This window comes from Bradyrhizobium sp. USDA3516, from assembly GCF_057651995.1.
Genome location: NZ_JBYGYN010000009.1, coordinates 243,368 through 266,682, shown reverse-complemented (window position 1 = coordinate 266,682; position 23,315 = coordinate 243,368). Strand labels below are relative to the sequence as shown.

General features: G+C 65.2%; 22 protein-coding genes. 6 read left to right on the top strand and 16 right to left on the bottom strand.

Annotation, left to right across the window (positions count from 1 at the left end; translation table 11 throughout):
* Positions 1-176 precede the first annotated feature (176 nt).
* The 4 genes from AC24YW_RS27040 to AC24YW_RS27025 all read right to left on the bottom strand — a co-directional run bounded on the left by AC24YW_RS27040 (position 177) and on the right by AC24YW_RS27025 (position 3,600).
* Entirely contained in the window at positions 177-1,721 is a 1,545-nt protein-coding gene (locus tag AC24YW_RS27040; protein WP_487485579.1) for a peroxidase family protein, read from the bottom strand.
* Positions 1,722-1,980: 259 nt separating this feature from the next.
* The gene (locus tag AC24YW_RS27035) at positions 1,981-2,253 is read right to left on the bottom strand and encodes a hypothetical protein (RefSeq protein WP_487485578.1); all 273 of its coding nucleotides are present in this window, start codon (positions 2,251-2,253) and stop codon (positions 1,981-1,983) included.
* Positions 2,254-2,394: 141 nt separating this feature from the next.
* Positions 2,395-3,126: a cytochrome c biogenesis CcdA family protein gene (locus tag AC24YW_RS27030; protein WP_487485577.1), complete on the bottom strand. Its 732-nt coding sequence runs from the start codon at positions 3,124-3,126 to the stop codon at positions 2,395-2,397.
* 207 nt (positions 3,127-3,333) lie between these two features.
* Positions 3,334-3,600 (bottom strand): hypothetical protein, encoded by a 267-nt coding sequence (locus tag AC24YW_RS27025; protein ID WP_487485576.1) that lies wholly within the window; start codon positions 3,598-3,600, stop codon positions 3,334-3,336.
* 444 nt (positions 3,601-4,044) lie between these two features.
* Here AC24YW_RS27025 and AC24YW_RS27020 point away from each other — a divergent pair, with 444 nt between their 5' ends.
* The 3 genes from AC24YW_RS27020 to AC24YW_RS27010 all read left to right on the top strand — a co-directional run bounded on the left by AC24YW_RS27020 (position 4,045) and on the right by AC24YW_RS27010 (position 6,624).
* The gene (locus AC24YW_RS27020; protein WP_487485575.1) at positions 4,045-5,094 is read left to right on the top strand and encodes a LysR family transcriptional regulator; all 1,050 of its coding nucleotides are present in this window, start codon (positions 4,045-4,047) and stop codon (positions 5,092-5,094) included.
* A gap of 29 nt (positions 5,095-5,123) precedes the next feature.
* Complete coding sequence (locus tag AC24YW_RS27015; RefSeq protein ID WP_020608151.1) at positions 5,124-5,495, top strand: helix-turn-helix domain-containing protein; 372 nt, start codon at positions 5,124-5,126, stop codon at positions 5,493-5,495.
* A 307-nt stretch (positions 5,496-5,802) separates the two neighbouring features.
* The gene (locus AC24YW_RS27010) at positions 5,803-6,624 is read left to right on the top strand and encodes an enoyl-CoA hydratase (protein WP_487485574.1); all 822 of its coding nucleotides are present in this window, start codon (positions 5,803-5,805) and stop codon (positions 6,622-6,624) included.
* Between the two features lie 33 nt (positions 6,625-6,657).
* Here AC24YW_RS27010 and AC24YW_RS27005 read toward each other — a convergent pair whose 3' ends face one another.
* From AC24YW_RS27005 to AC24YW_RS26970, 8 genes are all read right to left on the bottom strand, one after another.
* Positions 6,658-7,737 carry an isocitrate/isopropylmalate dehydrogenase family protein gene (locus AC24YW_RS27005; RefSeq protein WP_487485573.1) on the bottom strand — a complete coding sequence of 360 codons (1,080 nt, stop codon included), beginning with the start codon at positions 7,735-7,737 and terminating at the stop codon, positions 6,658-6,660.
* Between the two features lie 132 nt (positions 7,738-7,869).
* On the bottom strand, positions 7,870-8,937 hold the full coding sequence (locus AC24YW_RS27000; protein ID WP_487485572.1) for an alcohol dehydrogenase: 1,068 nt from the start codon (positions 8,935-8,937) through the stop codon (positions 7,870-7,872).
* A gap of 75 nt (positions 8,938-9,012) precedes the next feature.
* Complete coding sequence (locus tag AC24YW_RS26995; protein ID WP_487485571.1) at positions 9,013-9,984, bottom strand: ABC transporter ATP-binding protein; 972 nt, start codon at positions 9,982-9,984, stop codon at positions 9,013-9,015.
* On the bottom strand, positions 9,981-10,973 hold the full coding sequence (locus AC24YW_RS26990) for an ABC transporter ATP-binding protein (protein WP_487485570.1): 993 nt from the start codon (positions 10,971-10,973) through the stop codon (positions 9,981-9,983). Before AC24YW_RS26990 ends, AC24YW_RS26995 begins: the two co-directional genes overlap by 4 nt.
* Entirely contained in the window at positions 10,970-11,842 is an 873-nt protein-coding gene (locus AC24YW_RS26985) for an ABC transporter permease (RefSeq protein WP_487485569.1), read from the bottom strand. The genes AC24YW_RS26990 and AC24YW_RS26985 overlap by 4 nt, the downstream gene beginning before the upstream one ends.
* Positions 11,829-12,779 (bottom strand): ABC transporter permease, encoded by a 951-nt coding sequence (locus AC24YW_RS26980; RefSeq protein WP_487485568.1) that lies wholly within the window; start codon positions 12,777-12,779, stop codon positions 11,829-11,831. Before AC24YW_RS26980 ends, AC24YW_RS26985 begins: the two co-directional genes overlap by 14 nt.
* Before the next feature lie 7 nt (positions 12,780-12,786).
* On the bottom strand, positions 12,787-14,322 hold the full coding sequence (locus AC24YW_RS26975; protein ID WP_487485567.1) for an ABC transporter substrate-binding protein: 1,536 nt from the start codon (positions 14,320-14,322) through the stop codon (positions 12,787-12,789).
* Positions 14,323-14,454: 132 nt separating this feature from the next.
* Positions 14,455-15,651 (bottom strand): CaiB/BaiF CoA transferase family protein, encoded by a 1,197-nt coding sequence (locus AC24YW_RS26970; RefSeq protein WP_487485566.1) that lies wholly within the window; start codon positions 15,649-15,651, stop codon positions 14,455-14,457.
* A 193-nt stretch (positions 15,652-15,844) separates the two neighbouring features.
* Here AC24YW_RS26970 and glgA point away from each other — a divergent pair, with 193 nt between their 5' ends.
* Positions 15,845-17,260 carry a glycogen synthase GlgA gene (glgA, locus tag AC24YW_RS26965; protein WP_487485565.1) on the top strand — a complete coding sequence of 472 codons (1,416 nt, stop codon included), beginning with the start codon at positions 15,845-15,847 and terminating at the stop codon, positions 17,258-17,260.
* Positions 17,261-17,545: 285 nt separating this feature from the next.
* On the opposite strand, the gene AC24YW_RS26960 is transcribed toward glgA, so the two are convergent.
* From AC24YW_RS26960 to AC24YW_RS26950, 3 genes are all read right to left on the bottom strand, one after another.
* A complete protein-coding gene (locus tag AC24YW_RS26960; RefSeq protein WP_487485564.1) occupies positions 17,546-18,481 on the bottom strand; it encodes an oxygenase MpaB family protein in 936 nt (311 codons plus the stop codon).
* 77 nt (positions 18,482-18,558) lie between these two features.
* Positions 18,559-19,704 (bottom strand): DUF3734 domain-containing protein, encoded by a 1,146-nt coding sequence (locus AC24YW_RS26955; protein ID WP_487485563.1) that lies wholly within the window; start codon positions 19,702-19,704, stop codon positions 18,559-18,561.
* 58 nt (positions 19,705-19,762) lie between these two features.
* Complete coding sequence (locus tag AC24YW_RS26950; protein ID WP_487485562.1) at positions 19,763-20,587, bottom strand: 3-hydroxybutyrate dehydrogenase; 825 nt, start codon at positions 20,585-20,587, stop codon at positions 19,763-19,765.
* 177 nt (positions 20,588-20,764) lie between these two features.
* Here AC24YW_RS26950 and AC24YW_RS26945 point away from each other — a divergent pair, with 177 nt between their 5' ends.
* Complete coding sequence (locus AC24YW_RS26945) at positions 20,765-21,652, top strand: LysR family transcriptional regulator (protein ID WP_487485561.1); 888 nt, start codon at positions 20,765-20,767, stop codon at positions 21,650-21,652.
* 124 nt (positions 21,653-21,776) lie between these two features.
* Here AC24YW_RS26945 and AC24YW_RS26940 read toward each other — a convergent pair whose 3' ends face one another.
* Positions 21,777-22,493 carry a peroxiredoxin-like family protein gene (locus AC24YW_RS26940; protein WP_487485560.1) on the bottom strand — a complete coding sequence of 239 codons (717 nt, stop codon included), beginning with the start codon at positions 22,491-22,493 and terminating at the stop codon, positions 21,777-21,779.
* Between the two features lie 366 nt (positions 22,494-22,859).
* On the opposite strand from AC24YW_RS26940, the gene AC24YW_RS26935 reads away from it, so the two are divergent.
* Positions 22,860-23,234 (top strand): DUF302 domain-containing protein, encoded by a 375-nt coding sequence (locus tag AC24YW_RS26935; protein ID WP_487485559.1) that lies wholly within the window; start codon positions 22,860-22,862, stop codon positions 23,232-23,234.
* The last annotated feature ends 81 nt before the right edge of the window (positions 23,235-23,315 follow it).

Here is a 23,315-nt window from a genome sequence, read left to right as displayed (position 1 = left end):
AAGCGCTGCGGCACGAGCTATTGCACTGCAACTTGCGCTCCGGCCGACGGCTCTGACAGCCGGCGGCAGCCGTGCTGATGCTGATCGATCCCGGCTCACCCACCGCCGTGCAGGAAATCGATTGATCGGGACGGGAGAGCGGCCGTCTCGGCGGCGGCCGCCCCCGGCGATATGCTTTAGACCGTCGAGATGCCGTCGATCGGGCTGACATCCCCGACGAAACGCAGCAGGTCGGCCATCGTGAATTCGCCCGGCACTTGCGACGGCAGCGTCGGCTTCCAGGTCTTGCCCTTGAGCCAGAGATACGACTGGTGGTCGCCATGGACGAGGCCGACGAAGACCTCGGCAAGCAGTGTCGCGCCGACCGGCCCGAGCCTTTCGCCGCTGCCCCGCTGCTCCGCCTCCTTGAGGATGTAGTACCAGAGCGGGGTGTGCTGGTGCAGACCATGCTTTTTCGCGACGGCGCCGTCGCTCCCCTTCGAGATTTCTTCCGGCGTCAGCGGATTCTTGATCTTCATGGCCTTGGCGACGTCCTGCCCTGACGGCAATCCCAGCAACACGCCGCGCTTGAGGTTGCGGAACGGCAGGCTGCCGCCGTCACCAGGCAGGGTATGGAGTTGCGGAACGATGAACGGGTCGATCTTGCGGGAGGGATTGAACCCCACGCCCGCAGGATTGTTCGGCAACAGCTTATAGTAGCGCCGCCAGTCGATGATCCAGTTGCTCGAAAGCACCGGAAGCGGGAGCGGCGGCTGAATCGGGTTTGGTGCCAGATCGCCGATGATGCCGCCCGACAGCCCGGTGAACCTGAACAGCAGGTCCAGGGTCGCCGGCGCGAGGCCACCGGGCGTGAAGATCCGGTTGTGGCTATAGACCTGGCGTACCATGCTGTGGCCGAGACGATAGACGGCGCCCGAGAATTCGACGGGCATGTAGGGGATCTTCTTGAAGCGGTAGAAGCGCCGCCCCTGCTCGAGTATCTTGGCGACGATCCCCTTCTCGGTGATCCGCTCCACGAAATCGTGCAGGACCATCCATTGGTAGTGCCAGGTCACGATCCGGCGCGCTTCCTCGAAGATCTCGCCCGCCGGCTTGCCGGACGCCGCGAGCTGATCGCAGACCTTGTTGTGAAACTTCAGCATCGCAAGATGGGTTTGCGCGACGAGAAGGTTCTCGTCGTTGCGGTGATCGCCGATCAGGGCAAACCCCTCGGGATTGCGCGGCAGGTCGTTGCGATGATCGCCCGTGATGTCATCGACGTTGACGGTCTTGCCGATCAGCAGCTTGGGGCCCGGTGTCTTGCCGTTGTCGCTCGCCGAATTGCGCGCGTACAGATGACGGCTTCCGTCGGGACCGAGACCGTAGACGCTGTCGAGATCGAGGGCGGGCGTGCGAAAATTCGTGACCGCCATCGGATCGGCTTCCTTCTCGCCGAAGGAGGTCAGATCGAGCGTGATGTCATGATCGACGAATTGGCCGAGATAGGTGAAACCCGCCGGGACGTTGAGATTGTTTCCCGCGGCGTCGCCGGGGGCGGGATCCTTCATCGCGTCGGCGAGCTCGCGCAGCGGACCGTCGTCGACAGCCAGCGGCTCCAGGGTCGGAAACATCCGGCCAAACATGCCCGGATCATCGTGTCCGGAAAGCGTATCCAGAAATTGTCGCGTCGGTTGACGTCCGGCCTTGCCATGACCGGGATGAACATTCACGTCGGTTCCCATCGCTTGCTCCTGCTCAATATGCTGTAAGGGAGAGGGGCGCCGAAGATCTCGACTGGTTTGAAATTCTCGTTTCAGTATACGTTCAGAAGAATTGCCCCTCAGGGTGCAGTAGATTGAAATATTACTACAGATTGCATTCTATGGGCGGGTCCTACCGCGAGGCTTTTTGCCCCACCAGCCACACAGGCTTTTGATCGTCCGGAGTTCGAGCGGGAAAGACTAAGGCGCGATCGACGCGCCAGCTGAATCTCTCAGCGCGTCAGCGTTTGGCAGCGAACCGCGACCAGATCTCAGCGTCCGTGTAGAAGTCCACGCCGCCATCGAGATCTCTCACCAGCCACTCGCCGAGATAGACGATCTGTGTGCCGCTGCGCCGCTCGTGCCGAAGCTCGAATTTTCCGTCGGCATCCTTCTGCAGCGAGCAATTGGACTGAACCCAGCTCGGCCACTCCTGCAACGGCTGCCCCAAAAATTGCCAGGCAATCAAGGCCGCGTTGTCCGACAGGGGTTCTAAGCGCAGTGTCTTGGTCACGGGATCTCCACCATGCGAGTTGTCCGGGATGCAACGCCCCGGAACCGGAAAGGTTTGGAATCGTCGTTCCATGAAGCATGCCTGACGGGTTTCAATGGTTCCTCTACTTTTTCGTCCGTGAAAACCCGGTCCCCGCGCGCCCTAACCGATCGTCTGCAGCACCGGAAACGTCTCCAGCAGCCAGATGCTCACATTCGAGACCGCGCCGGTGAGAAAGCCGATGCCGGTGAGCACCATCAAGACGCCCATGGCGCGCTCGACGTTGACGAGGTGGCCCTTCATGCGCGCGAACAGCGCGGAGAACTGCTCGATCATCAGCGCGGCGATCAGGAATGGAATGCCGAGGCCCGCGGAATAGACCGCGAGCAGGCCGGCGCCCCTCGTCACCGTGGCTTCCGCCGCGGCGATCGAGAGGATCGCGGCGAGGATCGGGCCAATGCAGGGCGTCCAGCCGAAGGCGAATGCGAGGCCCATGATATAGGCGCCCCATAAGCCGACCGGCTTGGGGATCGGCAGCCGTCCTTCCCGCATCAGAAAGCCGATGCGCGTCAGGCCGAGGAAGTGCAGGCCCATGATCATGATGACGATGCCGGCGAGGATCGACAGCTCCGCCGACCAGGCACGGATCAGCCCGCCGATCAGCGAAGCGCTGGCGCCGAGCGCGACGAAGATGGTGGAGAAGCCGAGCACGAACAGAAGCGCCGACATCATGATCGCGCGCTTGGACGCCGCGGCCGGCTCGTCGCTCTCGACATGCTCGATCGTGGCGCCCGTGAGGTAGACCAGATAGGGTGGAACCAGAGGCAGGACGCAAGGCGAGAGGAAGCTGACGAGGCCGGCAATCAGTGCCGCCGGAATCGAAACATTTTGCATGATGCAATCGGAGCCATCTCAGGCCCCGTCAGGGCGCGCAGGGAACGCGCCCGGCCCGGAGCCGGAACCGGCTCTGGTGTAGCCCAAGCCGAAGAATGCGCAACAGAAGCGCACAAACCCAGGGCTCCTCCCGATGCCCTCCGTGATCACAGATGCGGCATCGGGACGCGCACAAACCTCGCCAAAAAGCGAGATTCGGCGGCGCGGCTACTTCACCACGCGGAGCAGCGGACGCCGGGGCTGGTCCTGCGTCTGCTTGGAAGGCGGTTGCGGCTCGCTGGCAGCGCTCCGCAGCATTTCGTCGCACAGCGCCTTGAGATCGGCACTGTCGATTCCTTTCAGCTTCATCCTGACGTCGAGGACGACGATGGAGAGCATCTCGGCCGACTCGCGGCTGTTGCACGCATTGAGAACCCTGCGGCACTCCTCAAGCGTTTCCAGCACCGACTGCAACTGTTCGTCTGAATGCGACACCGGCGTTCTTTCCGTTAGTTCGGCCTGCGAGACGTATCTGTCACGCCCCCTTCGGCCCCCATGGAAGCCCAAAGATAGCACGAGGCAACTGCGCCTTCGAACCTGAATTCAGTGTAGTTCTGCTGTGGAACCGGGTTTCCGTTCGCATCGGGTGCAAACGCCTGACGTGGCGCGATCGATCCGGCAACGTCGACGGCATCGACTCCCCGCGCAACACAATTCCTTGCGCTCAGCGCCGGCAATCCCGCAGCCATCTCACGGCTCGCAACGGAACTCACGCCATACCCCTCACTCGAGCCGACAGGCCCGAATTCCCAGCCCCTGGCAGCATCCAAATACCGCCCTCAGGTAGTAAGGATGACGTTCAAAACTCGCCGCTCCCCAACCCGTCGTGGTTGTGGTTTGCGCCAGATTCTGCCAGTTTAGCGTTCCAAAGGGAATTGTATGCACTCCTTGGCGGAAAGGGGCGTTCATCTAGCGGAACGCCCAAAAACAAATCTCAGCGGCCTCACTGATTGGGACGCCGCCCGTATATTCTTGGAAGTCGTCCGATGCGGAAGCTTTCGCTCGGCGGCCGAGCGCCTGTCGCTGTCGATCAACGCCGTGCGGCGACGGATCGACGATTTCGAACGCCAGACCGGCACCACGTTATTCACGCGCGACGTCCACGGCACCCATCTGACCGATGAGGGTGCCCTGGTAGTCTCCGCCGTCGAGCGCATGGAGGCGGCGACCTTCGACGTGCTGCGCGCCAGCGATTCGATGGCCAACGCGCTGTCGGGCGAAGTCCGCGTTGCCGTCACCGAGGGGCTCGGCACGTTCTGGCTTGCCCCCCGCCTGGTCGAATTCCAGCAGGCCTATCCGAAGATCCTGGTGGACCTGCATTGCGCGATGCGTTCGGCCGACGTCTCGCGCCACGAGGCCGACGTCGCCATTCATCTGTCCCGTCCTTCGGCGCTGGACATCAAGCTGGTGCGGCTCGGCCGCATGCATCTGATGTTCTGGGCCTCCGAGAAATACATCGCAAAGCATGGCGCGCCGCGCTCGGCGGCGGAATTGATCAAGCATCGTCTGGTGCTGCAATTCGCTGACCAGCTCGCCGCCAAGGAATCCTTCGAAAGCTTCTTCCCGGGCGTGTCCGAACGTGACCTTCTGGTCATGAAGACCAACGTCTCGAGCGCCAATTATTGGGCGGTCGCGAACGGCGCCGGCATCGGCGTCTTCCCGAGCTACGCCATTGCGCTCGGCGGGAAATTAATTCCACTGGAGGTCGAGCTGAACCGACCGCTGGATATCTGGCTGTCCTACCACCCCGGTAGCGGCCGTATCCCGCGCGTGCGGCACATGATTGACTGGCTGATCGAGGCTTTCAATCCGGCCCGCTTCCCGTGGTTTAAGGAAGAGTTCGTGCACCCGCATGAATTCAAGGACTCGTATATGGGCGAACCCCTGACCCAGCTCTTCGGGGGATTTTCAACCGAAGAACAAAGGTGAAAACAGAGATGAAAGCAGCGGCGAAAAGAATGAAGCAGCGCAGCGCGGGCAAGCCGGACATCGAGCTTGGCAAGCGTATCCGTCTGCGGCGCGTCGAGATGAAGATCTCGCAGGCCGAGCTCGGCGAGAAGCTCGGCGTCAGCTTCCAGCAGGTGCAGAAATACGAGAAGGGCGTCAATCGCGTCGGCGCGGCCCGGCTTCAGCAGATCGCCTCCGCCCTCGATGTGCCCGTGACGTTCTTCTACGACGGCGACAACAAGGCCCGCGAGGTCGAGAGCCTGCTCTTCCTCGATTCGGCTTTCAGCCTCCGCCTGCTGCGCGCCTACAGCAAGATCAAGGATCAGACGGTGCAGCGTCAGCTTGTCTCGCTGATGGAATCGATCGCGGCGAACGAGAGCTGAGGCCGGTCGACGGTCCAGCTTTCACGGCCGACGTTCAATCCGCCGCGTCACGGGGGCGCGGCCGGATTGAACGGGATCGGTTGAAAGATGTCTGCGCGCTCGCGCGCGGCCTGTCTCGGGGCGGCCTGGCCGCCCCTTTTTCTCGACGGTTTCTTGGCGGTCTTCCTTCGACGTTTCTGCCTCCGTCGAACGCCGCGCGCCATGCAATCGCGGCACGGGCGGATGCAGGCCGTCCTACCCTGCCCCGGTTGACCGCGGCGCCGCCTGCGCCGCACATTGCGCCTCGCCACCGAACAGCGAGCGCGCGATGTCCGACATTTTCAGCACGGCCGAAACACCTTACGCCGAGGGCAAGATCCTCGCGCACAGAGCTGGTGGCGTCGGCGTGATCACCTTCAACAATCCCGACAAGCGCAACGCGATGTCGCTGGAGATGTGGGAGGGATTTGGCGAGGCGCTGACGGCCTTGCGCGACGACGACACGGTCCGCGTCGTGATCCTGCGCGGCGCCGGCGGCAAGGCGTTCGTCTCGGGCGCCGACATCAGCCAGTTCGAGAAGGTCAGGCACAATGCGGCGGCGTCCGAGGAATACGCCAGGCGCAGCGCCGCTCAGCGCGCGCTGCTCGCCGATTATCCCAAGCCGACCATCGCCTGCATCGACGGCTATTGCCTCGGCGGCGGCATGCAGGTCGCGATGCTCGCCGACATCCGCCTCGCCTCGCAGGACAGCCAGTTCGGCATTCCCGCGGCCAAACTCGGCATCGCTTACGGATATGACGGCTTGAAGCACCTGGTGTCGCTGGTCGGGCCGTCCTGGGCGCGGCTCTTGATGTACACGGGCATGCGGATCGATTCCGCCGAGGCGCTGCGCGTCGGCCTCGTCGAGCGCGTGTTTCCGCAAGGCGAGCTCTGGGGCGAGACCATGGCGATTGCCGAGACGATCGCGCAGAACGCCCCGCTCGCGATCAAGGCCGCCAAGATCACCATCGCGCAGGTGCTGAAGGACGAGAGCCGGCGCGACATAGAGGCGATCAAGGCGATCGGCAATGCCTGCATGGACAGCGCGGATTTCCGCGAGGGCCGCCAGGCCTTCATGGAAAAGCGCAAGCCGCAGTTTAGGGGGAAGTAATTTCGTCGTGGAGAGAGGCGAGGAGCACAGCCGCTACAGCGCTCCCAGCACCGCCTTCGTGATATCAGCCGTACCATTGCCGCCGCCGAATTCCATCGGCTTGATGCCGCCGGCATAGACCTGGTCCACCGCACGCTCGATGATCGCGCCGGCTTCCGCAGCGCTCTCGACGCCGTGCTTGTCGGCGAGCCAATCCAGCATCATCGCGGCGGACAGGATCATGCCGGTGGGGTTGGCCTTGCCCTGCCCCATGATGTCGGGTGCCGTGCCGTGGCAGGGCTGGAACACTGCGTATTTGTCACCGATGTCGGCGGATGGCGCCATGCCGAGGCCGCCGATCAGGCTCGCGGTGATGTCGGAGACGATGTCGCCGAACATATTCTCCATCACCATCACGTCGAAATCCCAGGGACGCTTGACCAGCATCGCCGAGCAGGCATCGACATAGAGATGATCCGTCTTCACGTCCGGATGACGCTTGGCGGCCTCGTCAAAGATCCGGCGGAAGAAGGCGAACGCCTTGAACACATTTGCCTTGTCGACACAGGCAAGCGACCCCGGCTTGCCGCGCGCCTTGCGCCGCTCGGCGAGTCGAAACGAGAACTCGAACAGGCGCTCGGAAGTCTTGCGCGTGATCACCAGGGTCTCGCGCGCGTCCTCATGAGTGACGATGCCCTTGCCCATCGAGGCGAACAGGCCTTCGGTGGACTCGCGGATCACGACGAGATCGATGCCGCGCTGGTCCGCGCCGACGATCGGGCTCGGCACGCCCGGAATGAGCCGCGCCGGACGCACGCCGGCGTAGAGATCGAAGATGAAGCGCAGCTCGATCTGCGGCGCGATCTCGGTATTGTCGGGGTAGCGCACCGACGGCAGGCCGCAGGCCCCGAGCAGGATCGCGTCCGCCTCCTCGCAGAGCCTGACGGTGCTATCCGGCATCGACTTGCCGGTCGCGAGATAATGGTTGGCGCCGGCCGGCGCCTCGGTGAAGCGGAAGCCGAGGCCGGACTTCTCGCCGACCTTGCGCAGCACTTCCAGCGCCGGCGCCATGACTTCGGGGCCGATGCCGTCACCGGCGAGCACGGCAATGTGGAAGGCGTTGTTTGCGGACATTTGAGCCTCAAGAAAGGTGTCAACCAGGTCGTTATCGCGAGCGAAGCGAAGCAATCCAGAACTACATCCGCGGAGGCAGACTGGATTGCTTCGTCGCTTCGCTCCTCGCAATGACGAAGAGAGAGAGTCGAACTACGGCGTCAGCACCGTACGCCCGACCACCGCGCCCTGCTGCAATTGCAGCAGGGCGTCGTTGGCCTTGGCGAGCGGTTGTTGCGTCACCGGGATCGGCGGCACCTTCTTCGACCGCACGAGGTCGAGCAGTTCCTGCGTCTCGCGCAAATTGCCGACATAACTGCCCTGGATCGTCACCGCCTTGATCGGAATCAGCGGCAGCGCCCAGGTCGCGCCGCCGCCGAACAGGCCGACGATAACGAGCTTGCCGCCCTTGGTCAGGCAATCGAAGCCGAGCTGCGTCGTGGCGGCATTGCCGACGAGGTCGATCACGGCGCGGATCGGGCCTCCCGCCTTCTTGGCGAGTTGCTCCAGCGCGTCCGGCGCCTTGGGATCGACGGTCGCAAGCGCACCGGCCTTCTCTGCCGCCTCGCGCTTCCTTGCGTCGATATCGACCATGATCGCGCCCTTGCCGCCCATCGCCTTGAGCAGCGACAACGCCATCAGTCCGAGGCCGCCGGCGCCGAACATCACGATCGGCGTGTCGAAATGCTGCTCGACCTTCTTCAGCGCACTGTAGGTGGTGACGCCCGAGCAGGCATAGGGCGCCGTCGTCGCGGGATCGAGGCCTTTCAGATTGAGCAGGTAGCGCGGATGCGGCACCAGCATGTGATCGGAATAGCCGCCGTCGCAATAGACACCGAGCGAGCGCGGCGTCAGGCACATGTTCTCGTCGCCGCCAAGGCACGTGGCACATTTGCCGCAGCCGATCCAGGGATAGACGAGCCCGATATCGCCGGCCTTCAGGTCGCCCTGGTCGGTCGGCTTCACGTCGGGGCCGAAGGCGAGGACTTCGCCGACCGTCTCGTGGCCCATGGTCAGCGGCAGGTTGATGCCGCGGTCCTTCAACGAGAGCGGCTTGCGGCCATGACCGAGATCGTAGCCGCCTTCCCAGATGTGGAGGTCGCTGTGGCAGACGCCGGCGGCCTTCACCCTGATCAGCACCTGCGTGCCCGAGGGCTGCGGCGTCGCCTCGTCGACCTCCTGCAGCGGGGCCTTGAAATCGGCAACCTTGAAACTCTTCATCGGCGTCCTCCCGCATGCTTCTTGTTGTCGCGCCACCATGCCATGCTCGGCGCGACCAGACAAACCGGTCTTAGTTCAGGCCAGCGGATGGTGGCAAGCTGCGAACTGGCCGGGTGCGACCTGGCGCAACTCCGGTATCTCCGCGCTGCAACGCTGATCGGCGCGTGGGCAGCGGGTACGGAAGCGGCAGCCGGATGGCGGCGCAATCGGCGATGGCGGCTCGCCGGCCGCCACACTTTCGGCGGGACGCACGTCCGGATCCGGCACCGGGATCGCCTGCAACAGCAGCGCGGTGTAGGGATGCGCCGGCCGCGCGAACAATTGCTCGGAGGGGGCGACCTCGCAGAGCCGGCCGAGATACATCACCGCGACGCGGTCGCTGACCGCTTTGACCACTGCGAGGTCGTGCGCGATGAACAGCAGCGTCAGGCCGAAGCGCGCCTTCATCTCCTCCAGCAGGTTGAGGATCTGCGCGCGAATGGAGACGTCGAGGGCCGACACCGGCTCGTCGCAGACGATGAACTCCGGGTTGAGCACCAGCGAGCGCGCGATGCAGATGCGCTGGCACTGGCCGCCGGAGAATTCGTGCGGCAGGCGGCCCGTCACGAGATCGGGGTCGAGCCCGACCGCGGACAGCACCTCGTGAACCCTGCGCTTGCGCTCGGCGGCATCCTTGACGCCGGCGATGATCAGCGGCTCGGCGACGATGTCGCCGATGCGCCGGCGCGGATTGAGCGAGGCAATCGGATCCTGGAAGATCAGCTGCACGCGGCGGCGCATCCTGCGCAGCGCCTCACCCTCCATCGCGGTGAGGTTCTCGCCGTCGAACATCACGCGGCCGGACTTGGCGCGGCGCAGTTGCAGCACTGCGCGCCCGAGCGTCGACTTGCCGCAGCCGGATTCGCCGACCAGCCCAAGCGTCTCACCGCGCGCGACCTCGAGACTGACACCGGAGACGGCATGAACGATCTTGTTGCCGAGACCGTATTCGACGACGAGATTGTCGACGCTCAGAAGCGGCGCGGGGCGCACGGCAAGCTGCATCATGCCTCGATCCCCTCCGCCATCCGGATCGGATGGAAGCAGGCGTAGAGATGATCCGGCATCTCGGCGCTCGTCAGGACCGGCTTGGCCTCATGACAGCGCGAGGTGGCATAAGTGCAGCGCGGCGCGAAGGAGCAGCCCTTCAGCGGCCGCGTCGGATCGGGTGGACGGCCCGAGATCGCCGGCAGCGGCGTATGCGGGGCGGTGTCGAGCTTCGGGATCGCCGCCAGCAGCGCCTCGGTGTAGGGCATGTGCATGCGCTTGAACAACCCCGATGTCGGCGCGCGCTCCACCACCCGGCCGGCATACATCACCGCGACCTCGTCGGCGCGGCCTGCGACGACGCCGAGATCGTGGGTGATGATGATCATCGCCATGTGGCGGCGGCGCTGCTCGCGCGCGAGCAGATCGAGGATCTGCGCCTGGATGGTGACGTCGAGCGCGGTGGTCGGCTCGTCCGCGATCAGGAGCTTCGGCTCGCAGGACAGTGCGATCGCGATCGCGATGCGCTGGCGCATGCCGCCGGAGCATTGATGCGGATATTGCGCGAGCCGCTGCTCCGGCGCGGGAATGCCGACGGCGGCGAGCAGCTCGATGCTGCGGGCCCGCGCGGCGGGAGCGTCGAGCTCGAGATGCTCCTGGAGCGTCTCCATCAGCTGCGTGCCGATGGTGAGCACCGGGTTGAGCGAGGTCATGGGGTCCTGGAACACGACCGCGAGATCGCGTCCGCGCAGGCGCCGCAGGCGCTCGGAGTCGAGCCGCACCAGATCCTCGCCGTCGAACATCACCCGGCCGGTCAGCTTCGCCTTCTTCGGCAGCAGCTGCAGCACGGCGCGCGAGAGCATGGTCTTGCCGCAGCCGGATTCACCGACGATCCCGAGCGTGCGGCCGGCCTGCAGCGAAAGGTCGACGTGATCGACGGCACGCAGACTTCCGCGCGGGGTCGGCAGCTCGACCGCGACATCCTCGATGGTCAAGAGCGGCGCGCTCACAGCGCCCCCTGACGGGGGTCGGTGAGGGCCCGCAATGTGTCGCCGACGAGGTTGAACGCCAGCACGGTCGCAAACAGTGCAGCCGCCGGCAGAAAAGCGAGGCGCGGCGCGACGTCGAGACTGTCGCGCCCCTCCCCGATCATGCTGCCCCAGCTCGGCATCGGGGGCGGCACGCCGAGGCCGAGAAAGGACAGCGCGCCCTCGACCACGATGGTGACGGCGACGCCGAGCAGGAAGAAGGCGAGCAGCGGCAGGATGACGTTTGGCAGCAGCTCGCGCAGCAGGATGCGCGCATGGCTCGCCCCTAACGCCTCGGCCGCGATCACGAATTCGCGCCGCGCCAGCGTCAGCGTCGCCGCGCGCGCCACGCGCATGAAAGCGGGAATGCCGAGCACGCCGAGGACGATCGTGAGGTTGGGGACCGACTGGCCAAGATAAGCGACCACCGCGAGCGCGAAGATCAGCGGCGGAAAGGCGAGCAGCACGTCCATGCTGCCCACCACCAGCGTCTCGAACCGGCCGCGGAAATAGCCGGACAGCAGGCCGAGCGCGCCGCCGACGACGAGGCCGATCATGGGCGCGATCAGCCCGACCGTCAGCGACACCCGCGCACCGAAGATCAGCCGGGCGAGCTCGTCGCGGCCGAGCCCGTCGGTGCCGAGCCAGTGCTCGCCGGAGAAAGGAGCGCGCCGTTCCAGCATGTCCATGTCGACAGGATTCTGCAGCGGCAGTACCGGCGCCAGGATCGCGAGCGAAAGGATGATTGCGACCCAGGCGCTTGCAACCCAGAACAACAGGCCGAGCTTGCGCTTGCGGCCGACCGGCGCCGCCACCTCCTCGTCCTGGATCGACAGCTCAAGCGTGGCCATGGCGGATCCTCGGATCGAGCACGGCATAGAGCATGTCGACGATGAAGTTGACGATGACGAAGCCGCAGGCGACCAGCAGCACGACGCCCTGGAGGATGACGAGGTCGCGGGTGTAGATCGCCCCGACCAGCAGCCGGCCGATGCCCGGCAGCGCGAAGATCGATTCCACGATCAGCGTGCCGCCGAGCAAGCGGCCGATATTGATGCCCGTCACCGTCACCAGGGTCAGCGACGACGGCTTCAGCGCATGCACGAACAGGATGCGGGACGGCTTGAGGCCCTTTGCTTTGGCGAGCGCGATATAATCCTCCTGCAGGGTCGCGATCATGTCGGAGCGCAGCACGCGCATGATGCCCGGCCATTCCGCCAGCGCCAGCGTCAGCGCCGGCAGCACGAAGAAGCGCAAATTGGCCAGCGGTTCTTCGGTGAACGGCACATAGCCGGTCGCCGGCAGCCAGCGCAGCTCGACGGCGAACAGATAGATCAAGAGGATCGCCACCAGGAAGGACGGCATCGACAGCATCGCGAAAGCGCTGCCGGTCATGAAGCGGTCGAACGCGCCGCCGGCGCGCGCAGCACAGGCGATCGCAATGGGAACGCCGATCAGGAGCCCGATGAACTCTGCCATCAGCATCAGCTGCAGCGAGACCGGAATGCGCTCGGCGACCGCCTGCAGCACCGTCTGCCCGGTGCGAAACGAGCGGCCGAGATCGCCCTGCAACACGTGGCCGAGCCAGCTCAAATAGCGCCACCACAACGGCCGGTCGAGCCCCATGTCACGGCGCAGCGCCGCGACATTCTCCGGCGTTGCCTGGTCGCCGAGGATGACGAGCGCGAGATCGCCCGGCAGCAGCGAGGCGATCAGGAACGTCAGCAACGAGACGGCGAGCAGGACCGGCAGCATGGCAAGCAGCCGCCGCGCGACGAAGTTCAGCATCACGCGGTCATTCCAGCCAGGTGGTCGAGACGTCGATCACGCCGTTGTACATCTTCGGGAAGCCTTTCAGCCTGGCGCTCGACAGCGCGTAGTAAGTGTTCTGGAAGGTCCAGAACCAGATCGCCTCCTTGTTGATCAGGCGGCTGATGGCGCAGTAATCCTCGGTGCGCTGGCCGATGTCGGCGGTGACGCGCGCATGGTCCAGCAGCTTGTCGAGCTCGGGGTTCGAATATCCGGCGAGCGCCAGCGGGCTGCCGCTGCGGAAATTCGCGTACATCTGCGGATCGGGATCGGCGAGATCGACGATGCGCCACGGCGTCAGCTGGAACTGACGGGTGAAGGCGCGCGTCGGAATCGTGGCCTGGTCGACCTGCTCGATCTCCATGTTGGCGCCGACACGCTTCCAGAACTGCTGCAGCACCTGGCCGACCATGCGGCCGCGCGGCGTCGCCGTCACCAGCATCTTGAACTCGACCGGCTTGCCGTAATCCTTGATCAGCGCCTTGGCCTTCTCGACGTCGAACGGCAGCGCCCCGTCGTCCTTGCACTTGACCCAGGAGCCGTCGCCGTAAGGATTGCTCGCAGGCCGGCTGAGGCCGTTGCTGATCGCCTGCGACATCTTCGGGCGGTCGATCGCCATCACCAGCGCCTGCCGCACCCTGACGTCGTCGAACGGCGCCACCTTGGTGTTGAAGGCGTAGACCGCAGCGCCCGAGCCCTTGTAGGTGTGCACCGTGAGCTTGGGGTCTTTCTGCGCCTTCATGATGTTGTCGGCGTCGTTCTCGTCGTCCCAGATGATGTCGGCCTCGCCCGATTGCAGCGAAGCGAAGCGCGACTGCGCATCCGGCAGCGGCTTCAGGACGATGCGGTCGAGATAAGGACGGCCCTTGTCCCAATAGTTCGGGTTCTTCTCCAGCACCATGCGGTCGCCGGCGGTCCAGGATTTCAGGATGTAGGGGCCGGTGCCGACGGGATTGCGGTTGTAATCGTCGCCCTTGGTCTTCCAGGCGGTCGGCGAATGGATGACGTTGTTCTGGCTCTGGATGGTGATCGTCGCCGGCAGGTTCACACTGGGATCGGTGAGATTGTAGACGATCGTGTATTCGTCCGGCGCCAGCACCTCCTTGACGTTGGTGATGTAGAAGGCGCAGCGGCACTTGTTGGCGGGATCCTTCTGGCGATCGAAATTCTCCTTGAAGGCCTGTGCGTTGAACGGCGTGCCGTCGTGGAATTTCACGCCCTCTCGAAGCTTGAAGGTCCAGGTCTTGTAGTCCTCGGAGTGGGACCAGGACACCGCGAGCTTCGGCGCCGGCTCTCCCTTCTCATCAAGCGTCGTCAGTGTGTCGAAGATCGCGGCCGCGGCCGTATTGGTCGAGGTGTCGTAGACACCGACCTTGAGTGGATCGAAGCCCGGAATATCGAGCTCCTGTCCGACCGTGATGCTGCCGCCCGACTTCTGCGCCTGCACCGGCGTTGTCAGTGCAAATGCCGCAACGAGGAAAACAGGCACGCGCTTGCGCGCCAAGGCCGCCGCGTTCGTCATGGTTCCTCCCGGGATCCCTCGTCCGATGTTTCGGATCGTTGAATGACTCGGAGGCGAGCTTGGCGACAAATGCCCGGCTCGGCAAGAGGAACGAACGAGAGCTCGAACGCCGCATGCGGCGGCGATAAGACTTTAAGATGTCGCGACCGTTTTGCCTGGCGGAATTGCCGTACCGTCCGCAAGGCCGATCTCCTGGCGCAATGCGTCGGTGTGCTCGCCAAGCGCGGACACGGTCCTGGCCGGGGCCGTGTCAGCCCCCGACATCCGAAACGGCAGGTTGAGCACCCTAAACGAGCCGCCCTCGTCCCGCACCTCGGAGAGCGCACCGCGATGCGCGAGCTGCGGATCGGCCAGGGCCTCGGACACGCTGCGATAGGCCGAAGCCGGCACGCCGGCACCCTCGAGCACACGCAGGCACGCATCGGTCGAAAGCTGCCGCGACCAGATTTCGACGCCATCCATCAGCTCGGCCCAGTTCGCGCGCCGCGCGGCGTAGGTGGCGAAGCGTGGATCGGAGACCCAGTCCGGGCGGCCGATCACCCCCATCAGGGCCTGGAACGTCTTCTCGCTGGCGATCGTGATCATGACGTAGCCGCTTGCCGTCTCGGTCGGTCCGAACATCGGGCGCGGCGGGGGCGGCACCGCGAATTGCGAGCTCTGCAGCTCGGTCAGCGTCAGCGACAGCATGGTTTCCAGCATGGAGACGTCGATGTGCTGGCCGGCGCCCGTCACGGTGCGTTGATAGAGCGCGGACGCTATCGCGCCAAAACCATAGGTGCCGGTGACGACGTCGGCGTGGTAGATGCCGCAATAGTCGGGACGGTTGCGGCCGGGCTGGTAGGCGAGATGCGCCATGTCGTAGCCGGAGGCCGCGTGGATCACCGGGGCGTAGGCCGGCAGTTCGGCCGAAGGGCCGGTCTGGCCGTAGCCCGAGATCGAGCAATAGATCAGTCTCGGGTTGACCTGGCGCAGGCTGTCGTAGTCGAGCCGAAGGCGGCGCATCACGCCGGGACGGAAGTTCTCGACCAGAATGTCCGAGGTCGCGGCCAGCCGGCGCACCGCCTCCTTGCCGTCCTCGGACTTGAGATCGAGGACCACGCTCTTCTTGCCGACATTGAGCTGGCCGAACGCGGTGCTGCAGCCGTTGCGCAGCGGCGGCCGGGTCCGCATCGTCTCGCCGCCGTCGGACTCGATCTTGATGACCTCGGCACCCATGTCGGCGAGCATCCGTGTGCAATGGGGCCCGGCGATCGTGGTCGAAAAATCCAGCACCCGCAGGCCCGCGAAGGCCTTTGTCGTCGTCCGCTCATGCTTATCTGCTAGCTGCATGCCTGCCTGCGTCCTGGGATCTCTTGGGAACCATCGAAGTTCTTCGTTGTTGATGCGGCGACCCTAGAGGGCGGCGGCTGAGTAGGAAAGTGTTTACCGAGCAGACGTGCCGCGTGGGCGGGCTTTGGAATTCCAGGATAACTGGACCCGTTCTTGCATAGCAGCAAGCGGGATCGGAAGAGGGCGGCTGTTCTTGAGGGTCTTGTTCGTCACCACAGAGATGGACGACTTCGTCCGCGTCGGCGGACTGGGCGCCGTTTCCGCCGCCCTTCCCCGCGCACTTCGCTCCTTCGCCGATATCCGGATCATGCTGCCCGGCTATCGCGACATCATCGAGCAACTCACGCATATTCAGATCGTCGGCCGCTGTCCCGCATTCGCGGAGATGCCGGCCTGCTCGCTCGGCCGTGCGGCGACCAAGGACGGGCTGCCGGTCTATGTGCTGTTGTGCTCGCAGCTCTACGACCGGCCCGGCAACCCCTATGGCGACGAGCTTGGGCGGGATTGGCCCGACAACGACATCCGCTTCGCGCGCTTCGCCTCGGCGGCAGCTGAGCTCGCCATGGGCAAGCTGGACAAGAATTGGGCAGCAGACCTGATCCATGCCAACGACTGGCAGGCCTCGCTCGTGCCGGCCTATCTGGCCTGGCAGGGCGCCAAGCTGCCGTCCATTCTCACCATCCATAACCTCGCCTATCAGGGCCTCTTCCCGAAGGACTCGCTGCGGCGGATCGGCGCACCGGAGAGCTCCTTCCACATCGACGGCGTCGAGTTCTACGACCAGGTCTCCTTCCTCAAGGCGGGCCTCGTCTACGCCTCGCACCTCACCACGGTCAGCGGCACCTATGCGCGGGAGATCACCACGGCCGAGTTCGGCTGCGGCCTCGAGGGCCTGCTCCGCCTGCGCTCGGACGCCGCCGAACTCACCGGCATCCTCAACGGCATCGACGAGAGCTGGGACCCGCGCTCCTGCGCCCAGCTCGCCCAGCAATTCGGCGCCGGCGATTGGGTCGGCAAGAAGGCCAACGCGGACTACGTCCGCAAGCAGTTCGGGCTGGCGGTATCGCGCGGGCCGATGTTCGGCATCGTCGCGCGTCTCGTGCACCAGAAGGGCATCGACCTCGTTCTGTCGGCGGCGGACGAGATCGTCGACGCCGGCGGGCAGATCGTGGTCACCGGCTCCGGCGAGCCGGCGCTCGAGCAGGCCCTGATCGACGCGCACCGCCGCCGTCCCGACGCAATAGGAGTTGCGATCGGCTTCAACGACGCCCAGGCGCGGCGCATCTTCGCCGGCAGCGACTTCACCTTGATGCCGTCGCGGTTCGAGCCGTGCGGACTGAGCCAGATGTACGCCCAGCGCTTCGGCTCGCTGCCAATCGGGCACCAGACCGGCGGCCTCGCCGAGACCATCAGCGACGGCGAGACCGGCTTCCTGTTCTCCAGGCCGTCGCGCGAGTCGTTCCTCGGCGGTGTGCGGCGCGCCTTCTCGGCCTTCATGGCCCACGACCAGCTCGATACGATGCGCCGCAGCGCCATGGGGCGCTCGTTCTCCTGGAGCATCTCGGCCGGCAGCTACAGCGCGCTGTACCGCAAGCTGGCGTCGGTGTGAGCCGAGGCGTTTCCGCATACTCCGTCATTGCGAGGAGCGAAGCGACGAAGCAATCCAGAATCCCTCAGCGGCGGCAGTCTGGATTGCTTCGCTGCGCTCGCAGTGACGAGGAGGAGAAGGTTGCGCGCCCCACTCCCCTCTCGTGCCCCGGACGCAGCGCAGCGCGTCGCCTTGCGACGTGGTGCGCTGCTGAGCCGGGGCCCATAGTGCGCCGGGGCTCGCGGCCTCTGGGTCCCGGCTCTGCGCTGCAACGCCTATGCGTTGCAGCTTGTCCGGGACACGCGCTCAATGGCGCACATCCATCTGCGGCCGGCCGATCCAGGCGCGGTTGAGGCACCGTGTCATCCAGTCGGGCTGCGCTTCGCCCCGCAGCCGCGCATGCGCCTCCTGGTAGGGACCGACATAGCGCAGCCGATCAGGCAGTTTCGGGTAGGCGCGCCTGATCCATCGCAGCGCGTTGTCGGCGGATCGGGCGTCGAGCTCGAAGCCGAAGCCTGCGCGCAAGCGCTCCGGCAGCATGCTCGCGGTGAGCGCGCGATACCAGCGCGGCGGCCGCAACCACGGGCGCGCGCCCGTGAAGATCTGCGCCGCGATCTCGCGTGCCGCGCTGCTGACGGTCAGCGTCTCCGACTGCGCCATCGCCGCGGTGTAGGCGGCGAAGCCGGCCCAGTCCGCCGGCAGGTCATCCCCCGTCAGCCCGAACAGCGCGCCGAACGTCCGGCTCTCGGCCCAGTAACGCTCGCGCTCATCGGCCGAGAGCTTTGGCAGAACGAGGTCATGCGCCAGCAGCGCGGTCTCGACCAGCGTGGCGTGAACCCAGCGCAGCGCGGCAATGTCGTTGGCTGAGTAGTGCGAGCCGGCCGCGAACGGCCCCACGGTCTCGGGCATCTCGCCGACGATCATGCCGTGGCGCCGATGCAATTGCCGCGACGACGACAGCGCCCGGTCGAGCGAGCCGAACACCATCGCGAAGACGATGTCGAAGGTGCGATGGAAGCGGCCGACCGGATCGGCGAAGGTCCTGGAATGCTCGGCGATGGCGGCGGCGACCCAGGGATGGGCCAGTTGCAGGAGCAGCGCGCGGCCGGCGCCGAGAAAGATCACGGCCTCACGGTCGATCCGCCAGGTGACCGTGTCGGGGCCGAACACGCCCGCAACCGGCCCCGCCGCGTGAGCGCGGACCTGATCGAGAGCGGCTTCAAGATCGTTCTCCGATACCATGTCGAGGCCTTGGCGAGTGGCGGACGGCCGACGATCCGCAAGGCCTGTGGCGATTCGATGAAGAGCGACGAGGCGCCCTATTCCGCCGCCATCGGCATCTCGTCCATATGCTCGTGCAGCACGACGCCGGCGAGCGGATCGAATTCGCCGATCCAGGGCTTGCGCGCCAGCACCGATTTCGTATGCGCATAGCCGGCGTGCCAGCGCCGCGTGATCCCGGACGGACTGAAGTCGATATCCTTGGTGTGGGTCTCGTGCTCGAGCTGCGGCGCCAGCAGCCGCACCACATGCATGCGGGTCGGACAGCCGTAGCTCGTCAGCTCCCTCACCGCTGGATCGTTGCGCTCGCTCTCGGGCAGCCGCGCTGCGAGCTGGTTGATGACATGGCGCAGCCGATGGGCCTGCTGCTGTCGCACGATCTGGCTGGCGATGCGGCTGGAATATTGCACGTCCTTGTGCCGGTTCAGCACCTCCGCCATCGTGGTCGGCTCCGGCCCGACCGGATTCCACAGATGCACGGAGAAGATCAGCGAGTTCCTGCGTGGATTGTCGTCGAACACCGCTTCGGTCGGCGTGTTCGACAGGATGCCGCCGTCCCAATAGAGTTCGCCGTCGATGCGCACGGCGGGGAAAGCCGGCGGCAGCGCGCCCGAGGCCATCACGTGCTTCACCGTCAGCTCGCCGTCGCGGCTGTCGAAATAGCGCATTTGGCTGGTGCCGACATGCGCCGCACCGACCGTCAGGCGCGGCGCGCAGCGGTTGGCGAGATCGAAATCGACGAGCTCGCTCAGCGTCTTCTCCAGCGGCGCGGTCGAATAATAGCCGGCGTGATCGGCGCCCAGCGGATAGGAATCGCCGGCATGGGCCAGCGCATTGGGCCGGAAGAAGCCGGCAATGCCGTGGGTCACGGTGGACCAATAGGCCAGCTTTTCGTTGAAGCCGGGAAACGCGGCTCGCCAGTCCCAGACCGGCTGCTGCTCCATCCGTTTCCAGAACTCCCGCAAGCGCGCGAGGCGGTGCTCGGGCGCGTTGCCGGCGATGAGGCTCGCATTGATGGCGCCGATCGAGGTGCCGATGATCCAGTCCGGCTCGATGCCGGCTTCGTGCAAGGCCTGGTAGACCCCGGCCTGGTACGAACCCAGCGCGCCGCCGCCCTGAAGCACGAGAACGACCTGACCCGGCAGGTCGAACTTCCTGTGCTGCAAATTGTCCTGCGTGCCCATGTCTCGCTCCTGGTGAGCTTGCACCGTTCGAATATTCGACTTGCTGCGCCGGCCCATGTCAATGCGCGGTCCAACCGCCGTCGACCGGCAGCGCAACGCCGGTGATCGAAGTCGCCGCGTCCGTCGACAGAAACACCGCGAGCGCGCCGAGCTCTTCCACCGTGGCAAAGCGCTTGTTGGGCTGCTGCGCCAGCAGAACGTCGCGGATCACCTGATCGCGCGATATGCCGTGCGCCTTCGCCTGCCCGTCGATCTGTGCCTCGACAAGCGGGGTATAGACATAGCCGGGGCACACCGCGTTGCAGGTGATGCCTTCCTCCGCAGTTTCCAGCGCCGTCACTTTCGTCAAGCCGACGATGCCGTGCTTGGCCGCCACATAGGCCGCCTTGAACGGCGAGCCGACCAGGCCGTGCGCCGAGGCAATGTTGATGATCCTGCCGAAGCCGTTCTGCCGCATCGCCGGCAATGCGAGCCGCGTGGTGTGGAAGGCCGAGGACAGGTTGATCGCGAGGATCTGGTCCCACTTCTCGACCGGAAACTGGTCGAGTGGCGCGACATGCTGGACGCCCGCATTGTTCACGAGAATGTCCAGCCGGCCGGATTGGGCCACCGTCGCCGCGATCATCTCGGCGATCGATTTCGGCCTCGTCATGTCCGCCGGCGAATAGCTGGCCTTGACGCCGAACTCGGCGGCGATCTGCTCGCGCGTCCGGCCGATCTCGCTGGCGACACCGAGGCCGTTGAGCACGATGTCGGCGCCGGAGGCGGCCAGCGCCCGTGCGATGCCGAGACCGATGCCGCTGGTCGATCCAGTGACCAGCGCTACCTTGCCGGCCAGCACGCGTGACGAAGCGGACGTCTGCGTCTTGATGGGGATATTCATGATCCAGACCTCTTCTCGGCGACACCGCGCCAGGCTGGAGCGAAATGTGCGGGATCTCCGGGACTTGCGGAAATGCCGGCTGGCTTCCGAGTCCATACGTCCGCGCTATCGCAGGCGGGATGTCATTTCCTGCCCCGATCGGATAGATTTCCGGTCGATTTCGCTGGGAGCCGATCCATGGAAATGCACCAGGTCCGCTATTTCCTCGCGGTGGCGCAGCTCTTGAACTTCACGCGCGCGGCCGAGGAGTGCAACGTCACGCAGCCGTCGCTGACGCGCGCGATCAAGCAGCTCGAGGCCGAGCTTGGCGGCGATTTGTTCCGCCGCGAACGCCCCGCCGCACAATTGACCGAGCTCGGCCAGCGCATGCATCCGCTGCTGAAGCAGTGCTATGACGCGGCCATCGGCGCGCGCTCGCTCGCCTCCTCGTTCAGGAGCGGAGAGATCGGCGCGCTCCGCATTGCGCTGACGCATTCGATCGACCTCGCTTTGCTGATTCCGCATCTCAACGAGATCAGGCGGCAGTTCAACCGGCTCGAATTCCGCTTCCTGCGCGGCTCGGCTCGCGAGGTCGGCGAGTTCCTGAAGAAAGGCGAAGCCGAGCTCGGCATTGCGGCCGAGATCGACGAGGCCTGGGACCGGCTGGATGTCTGGCCGCTGTTCACCGAGAGCTTCGAGCTCGTCGTCGGCGATGGGCACCGGCTGGCCGGCCGCAGCTCGGTCGAACTGGACGATCTGCGATCGGAGCTGCTGCTGAGCCGAACCTTCTGCGAGCACGCGCGCCGCATCTCCGCGAGCCTGCGCGAGCACGGCATCGAGATCGAACAGGGTCATGAGGTCTCGAACGAGCGCGATTTGATCGAGCTGGTCGCGGCCGAGATGGGCGTCGCCATGGTGCCGCACACCTCGCCCGTGCCGGAGCGGCTGACCCGCGCCGCGGTCACCGGGCTGGACGCCCGCCGCACCGTCAATCTCTACGGGGTCGCCGGCCGGCAACGCACCGCGGTGGGCAACGCCGTGATGCGCATGCTGCGCGGCGCAGACTGGCGCGAGATCGCGGGATAGCAGAGCCAGCGCCTTCTCCGTGGTGAGATGCGCACTGCGAGCATCAGTGCACGCGGATAGACACTTCTCATCCGGCGCTTCGCGCCACCTTCTCCCCCAGGGGGAGAAGGGAAGAAAGCGCCGCTCAATTCTCCCGGCTCGCGCGCTCCAGCGCTTCGATCAGATCGTCGATCTCCATGCGCTTGCGGAAATCCGGGTCGACGAAACGAGCCTTCACGATGCCGTCGCGTCCGACCACGAACACGGCCGGGATCGGCAGCATCCAGCCGTCATTGCCGTGGAATTTCGCCATGTCCTGATAGGACAGCAATTGCTGGATCTCGGCGCCGAGCCAGATCGCGAGGTTGAGCGACAGCGCATAGCCGTTGTCGAGATCGGTCAGGATCGGGAACGGCGCGCCGGATTCGGCCTTGATCTGCCCGGTATATTCCTGCGTCTCCGGCATGATCGCGACGACCTGCGCCCCCATCGCCTTGATGCGGTCCAGCGCCTGGATCACCGCGCGCACGTTCAGTCGGCAGTAAGGGCACCAATGGCCTCGAAAGAACATGACTGCTACGGGGCCACGTGCGATCAGCGAAGGCAGTGTGACCAGATGCCCGTCCTCGTCCGGCAGGATGAAGGACGGCATCACCTCGCCCGGACGCGGTGCGCTTTCTCCACCCCCATTTTCGGTCAGCCTTGCCACAAGGCGGTCGACTGCCTCGCCGTAAGCCGGAAAGATCTCACGACCTGCATTCGCGTACGCTCGAAGCTGATCGTTCAGGGTGCCCTCCATGTCACGGCAGCGCTGGAAGGCAAGCTTGAGCCGCTCGGCATCGATTGGGGAAAGGGCTGTCATTTTCCGCTCCGGCATTGGTGAGGCCTATTATTTGGCATTTCAGCCGCCCCGCAAGGGCCGCCGGTGATCGAATGCTTGATCCGTCTCAAATGGAAATGCCGACCCACAATCGGTTTGATAGCTGCCGCCTATCGCATCCGCGATAGCCCGGAGCTATCGGCTCAAGAGCCAGACGGCATTTCATCTGCTTGAATCGAGCGTCCATCCTTCCCGCAGTCCAAAGCTACCACCGCCGGAGAAGAATGCCATGGGACGTCGCATCACCCTGCACGCTGCGAATCTTGCCACCTCTCTTCTACTTCTGTTCCTCGTGCTTTCGGCAGGACGTCGGTTGCCCGCGGCGATAGCGATAACGGGATCGTGCGCGTGAAGAGCGCCGTGCCGATGTCGGAAGCGATCAGCCGCATCAAGGCGGACCTTGCCGCCAAGGGCATCAAGTTCTTCCTGGAAGTCGATCAATCGAAGCTCGCCGCGGAAGCCGGGATCGCGCTCAGGCCTTCCACCTTGCTCATCTTCGGCAATCCGCCCCTCGGGACCCAGTTCATCACGGCAAACCCCGACGCTGGTCTCGACTGGCCGGTCCGCCTGCTGCTTACGCAGGATGACAATGGCGACGTCTGGGCCGTATGGACCGACTTCGACTGGATTGCGAGGCGCCACAACATCAGCAACCGCGAAGCACAATTCAAGATGGCAACGATGGTGGTTCGGTCCATCAGTTCCACCATCACGTCGAAGTAACGACTGGAGCGTCCCCCGGCCGGCCTGCGTCGATGGCGCGATCCGGCGCTCGGCTGCACTCTGCTACGGACCTGGAGGCAC

Coding starts and splice junctions, on each gene's coding strand:
- AC24YW_RS27040 (WP_487485579.1), bottom strand. CDS start 1,721: ATGGGAACCGACGTGAATGTTCATCCCGGTCATGGCAAGGCCGGACGT.
- AC24YW_RS26970 (WP_487485566.1), bottom strand. CDS start 15,651: ATGCAGCTAGCAGATAAGCATGAGCGGACGACGACAAAGGCCTTCGCG.
- AC24YW_RS27020 (WP_487485575.1), top strand. CDS start 4,045: ATGCACTCCTTGGCGGAAAGGGGCGTTCATCTAGCGGAACGCCCAAAA.
- AC24YW_RS26940 (WP_487485560.1), bottom strand. CDS start 22,493: ATGACAGCCCTTTCCCCAATCGATGCCGAGCGGCTCAAGCTTGCCTTC.
- AC24YW_RS26960 (WP_487485564.1), bottom strand. CDS start 18,481: ATGGTATCGGAGAACGATCTTGAAGCCGCTCTCGATCAGGTCCGCGCT.
- AC24YW_RS26975 (WP_487485567.1), bottom strand. CDS start 14,322: ATGACGAACGCGGCGGCCTTGGCGCGCAAGCGCGTGCCTGTTTTCCTC.
- AC24YW_RS26950 (WP_487485562.1), bottom strand. CDS start 20,587: ATGAATATCCCCATCAAGACGCAGACGTCCGCTTCGTCACGCGTGCTG.
- AC24YW_RS27030 (WP_487485577.1), bottom strand. CDS start 3,126: ATGCAAAATGTTTCGATTCCGGCGGCACTGATTGCCGGCCTCGTCAGC.
- AC24YW_RS27000 (WP_487485572.1), bottom strand. CDS start 8,937: ATGAAGAGTTTCAAGGTTGCCGATTTCAAGGCCCCGCTGCAGGAGGTC.
- AC24YW_RS26985 (WP_487485569.1), bottom strand. CDS start 11,842: ATGGCCACGCTTGAGCTGTCGATCCAGGACGAGGAGGTGGCGGCGCCG.
- AC24YW_RS26995 (WP_487485571.1), bottom strand. CDS start 9,984: ATGATGCAGCTTGCCGTGCGCCCCGCGCCGCTTCTGAGCGTCGACAAT.
- AC24YW_RS26945 (WP_487485561.1), top strand. CDS start 20,765: ATGGAAATGCACCAGGTCCGCTATTTCCTCGCGGTGGCGCAGCTCTTG.
- AC24YW_RS26980 (WP_487485568.1), bottom strand. CDS start 12,779: ATGCTGAACTTCGTCGCGCGGCGGCTGCTTGCCATGCTGCCGGTCCTG.
- AC24YW_RS26955 (WP_487485563.1), bottom strand. CDS start 19,704: ATGGGCACGCAGGACAATTTGCAGCACAGGAAGTTCGACCTGCCGGGT.
- AC24YW_RS27010 (WP_487485574.1), top strand. CDS start 5,803: ATGTCCGACATTTTCAGCACGGCCGAAACACCTTACGCCGAGGGCAAG.
- AC24YW_RS27005 (WP_487485573.1), bottom strand. CDS start 7,737: ATGTCCGCAAACAACGCCTTCCACATTGCCGTGCTCGCCGGTGACGGC.
- AC24YW_RS27015 (WP_020608151.1), top strand. CDS start 5,124: ATGAAGCAGCGCAGCGCGGGCAAGCCGGACATCGAGCTTGGCAAGCGT.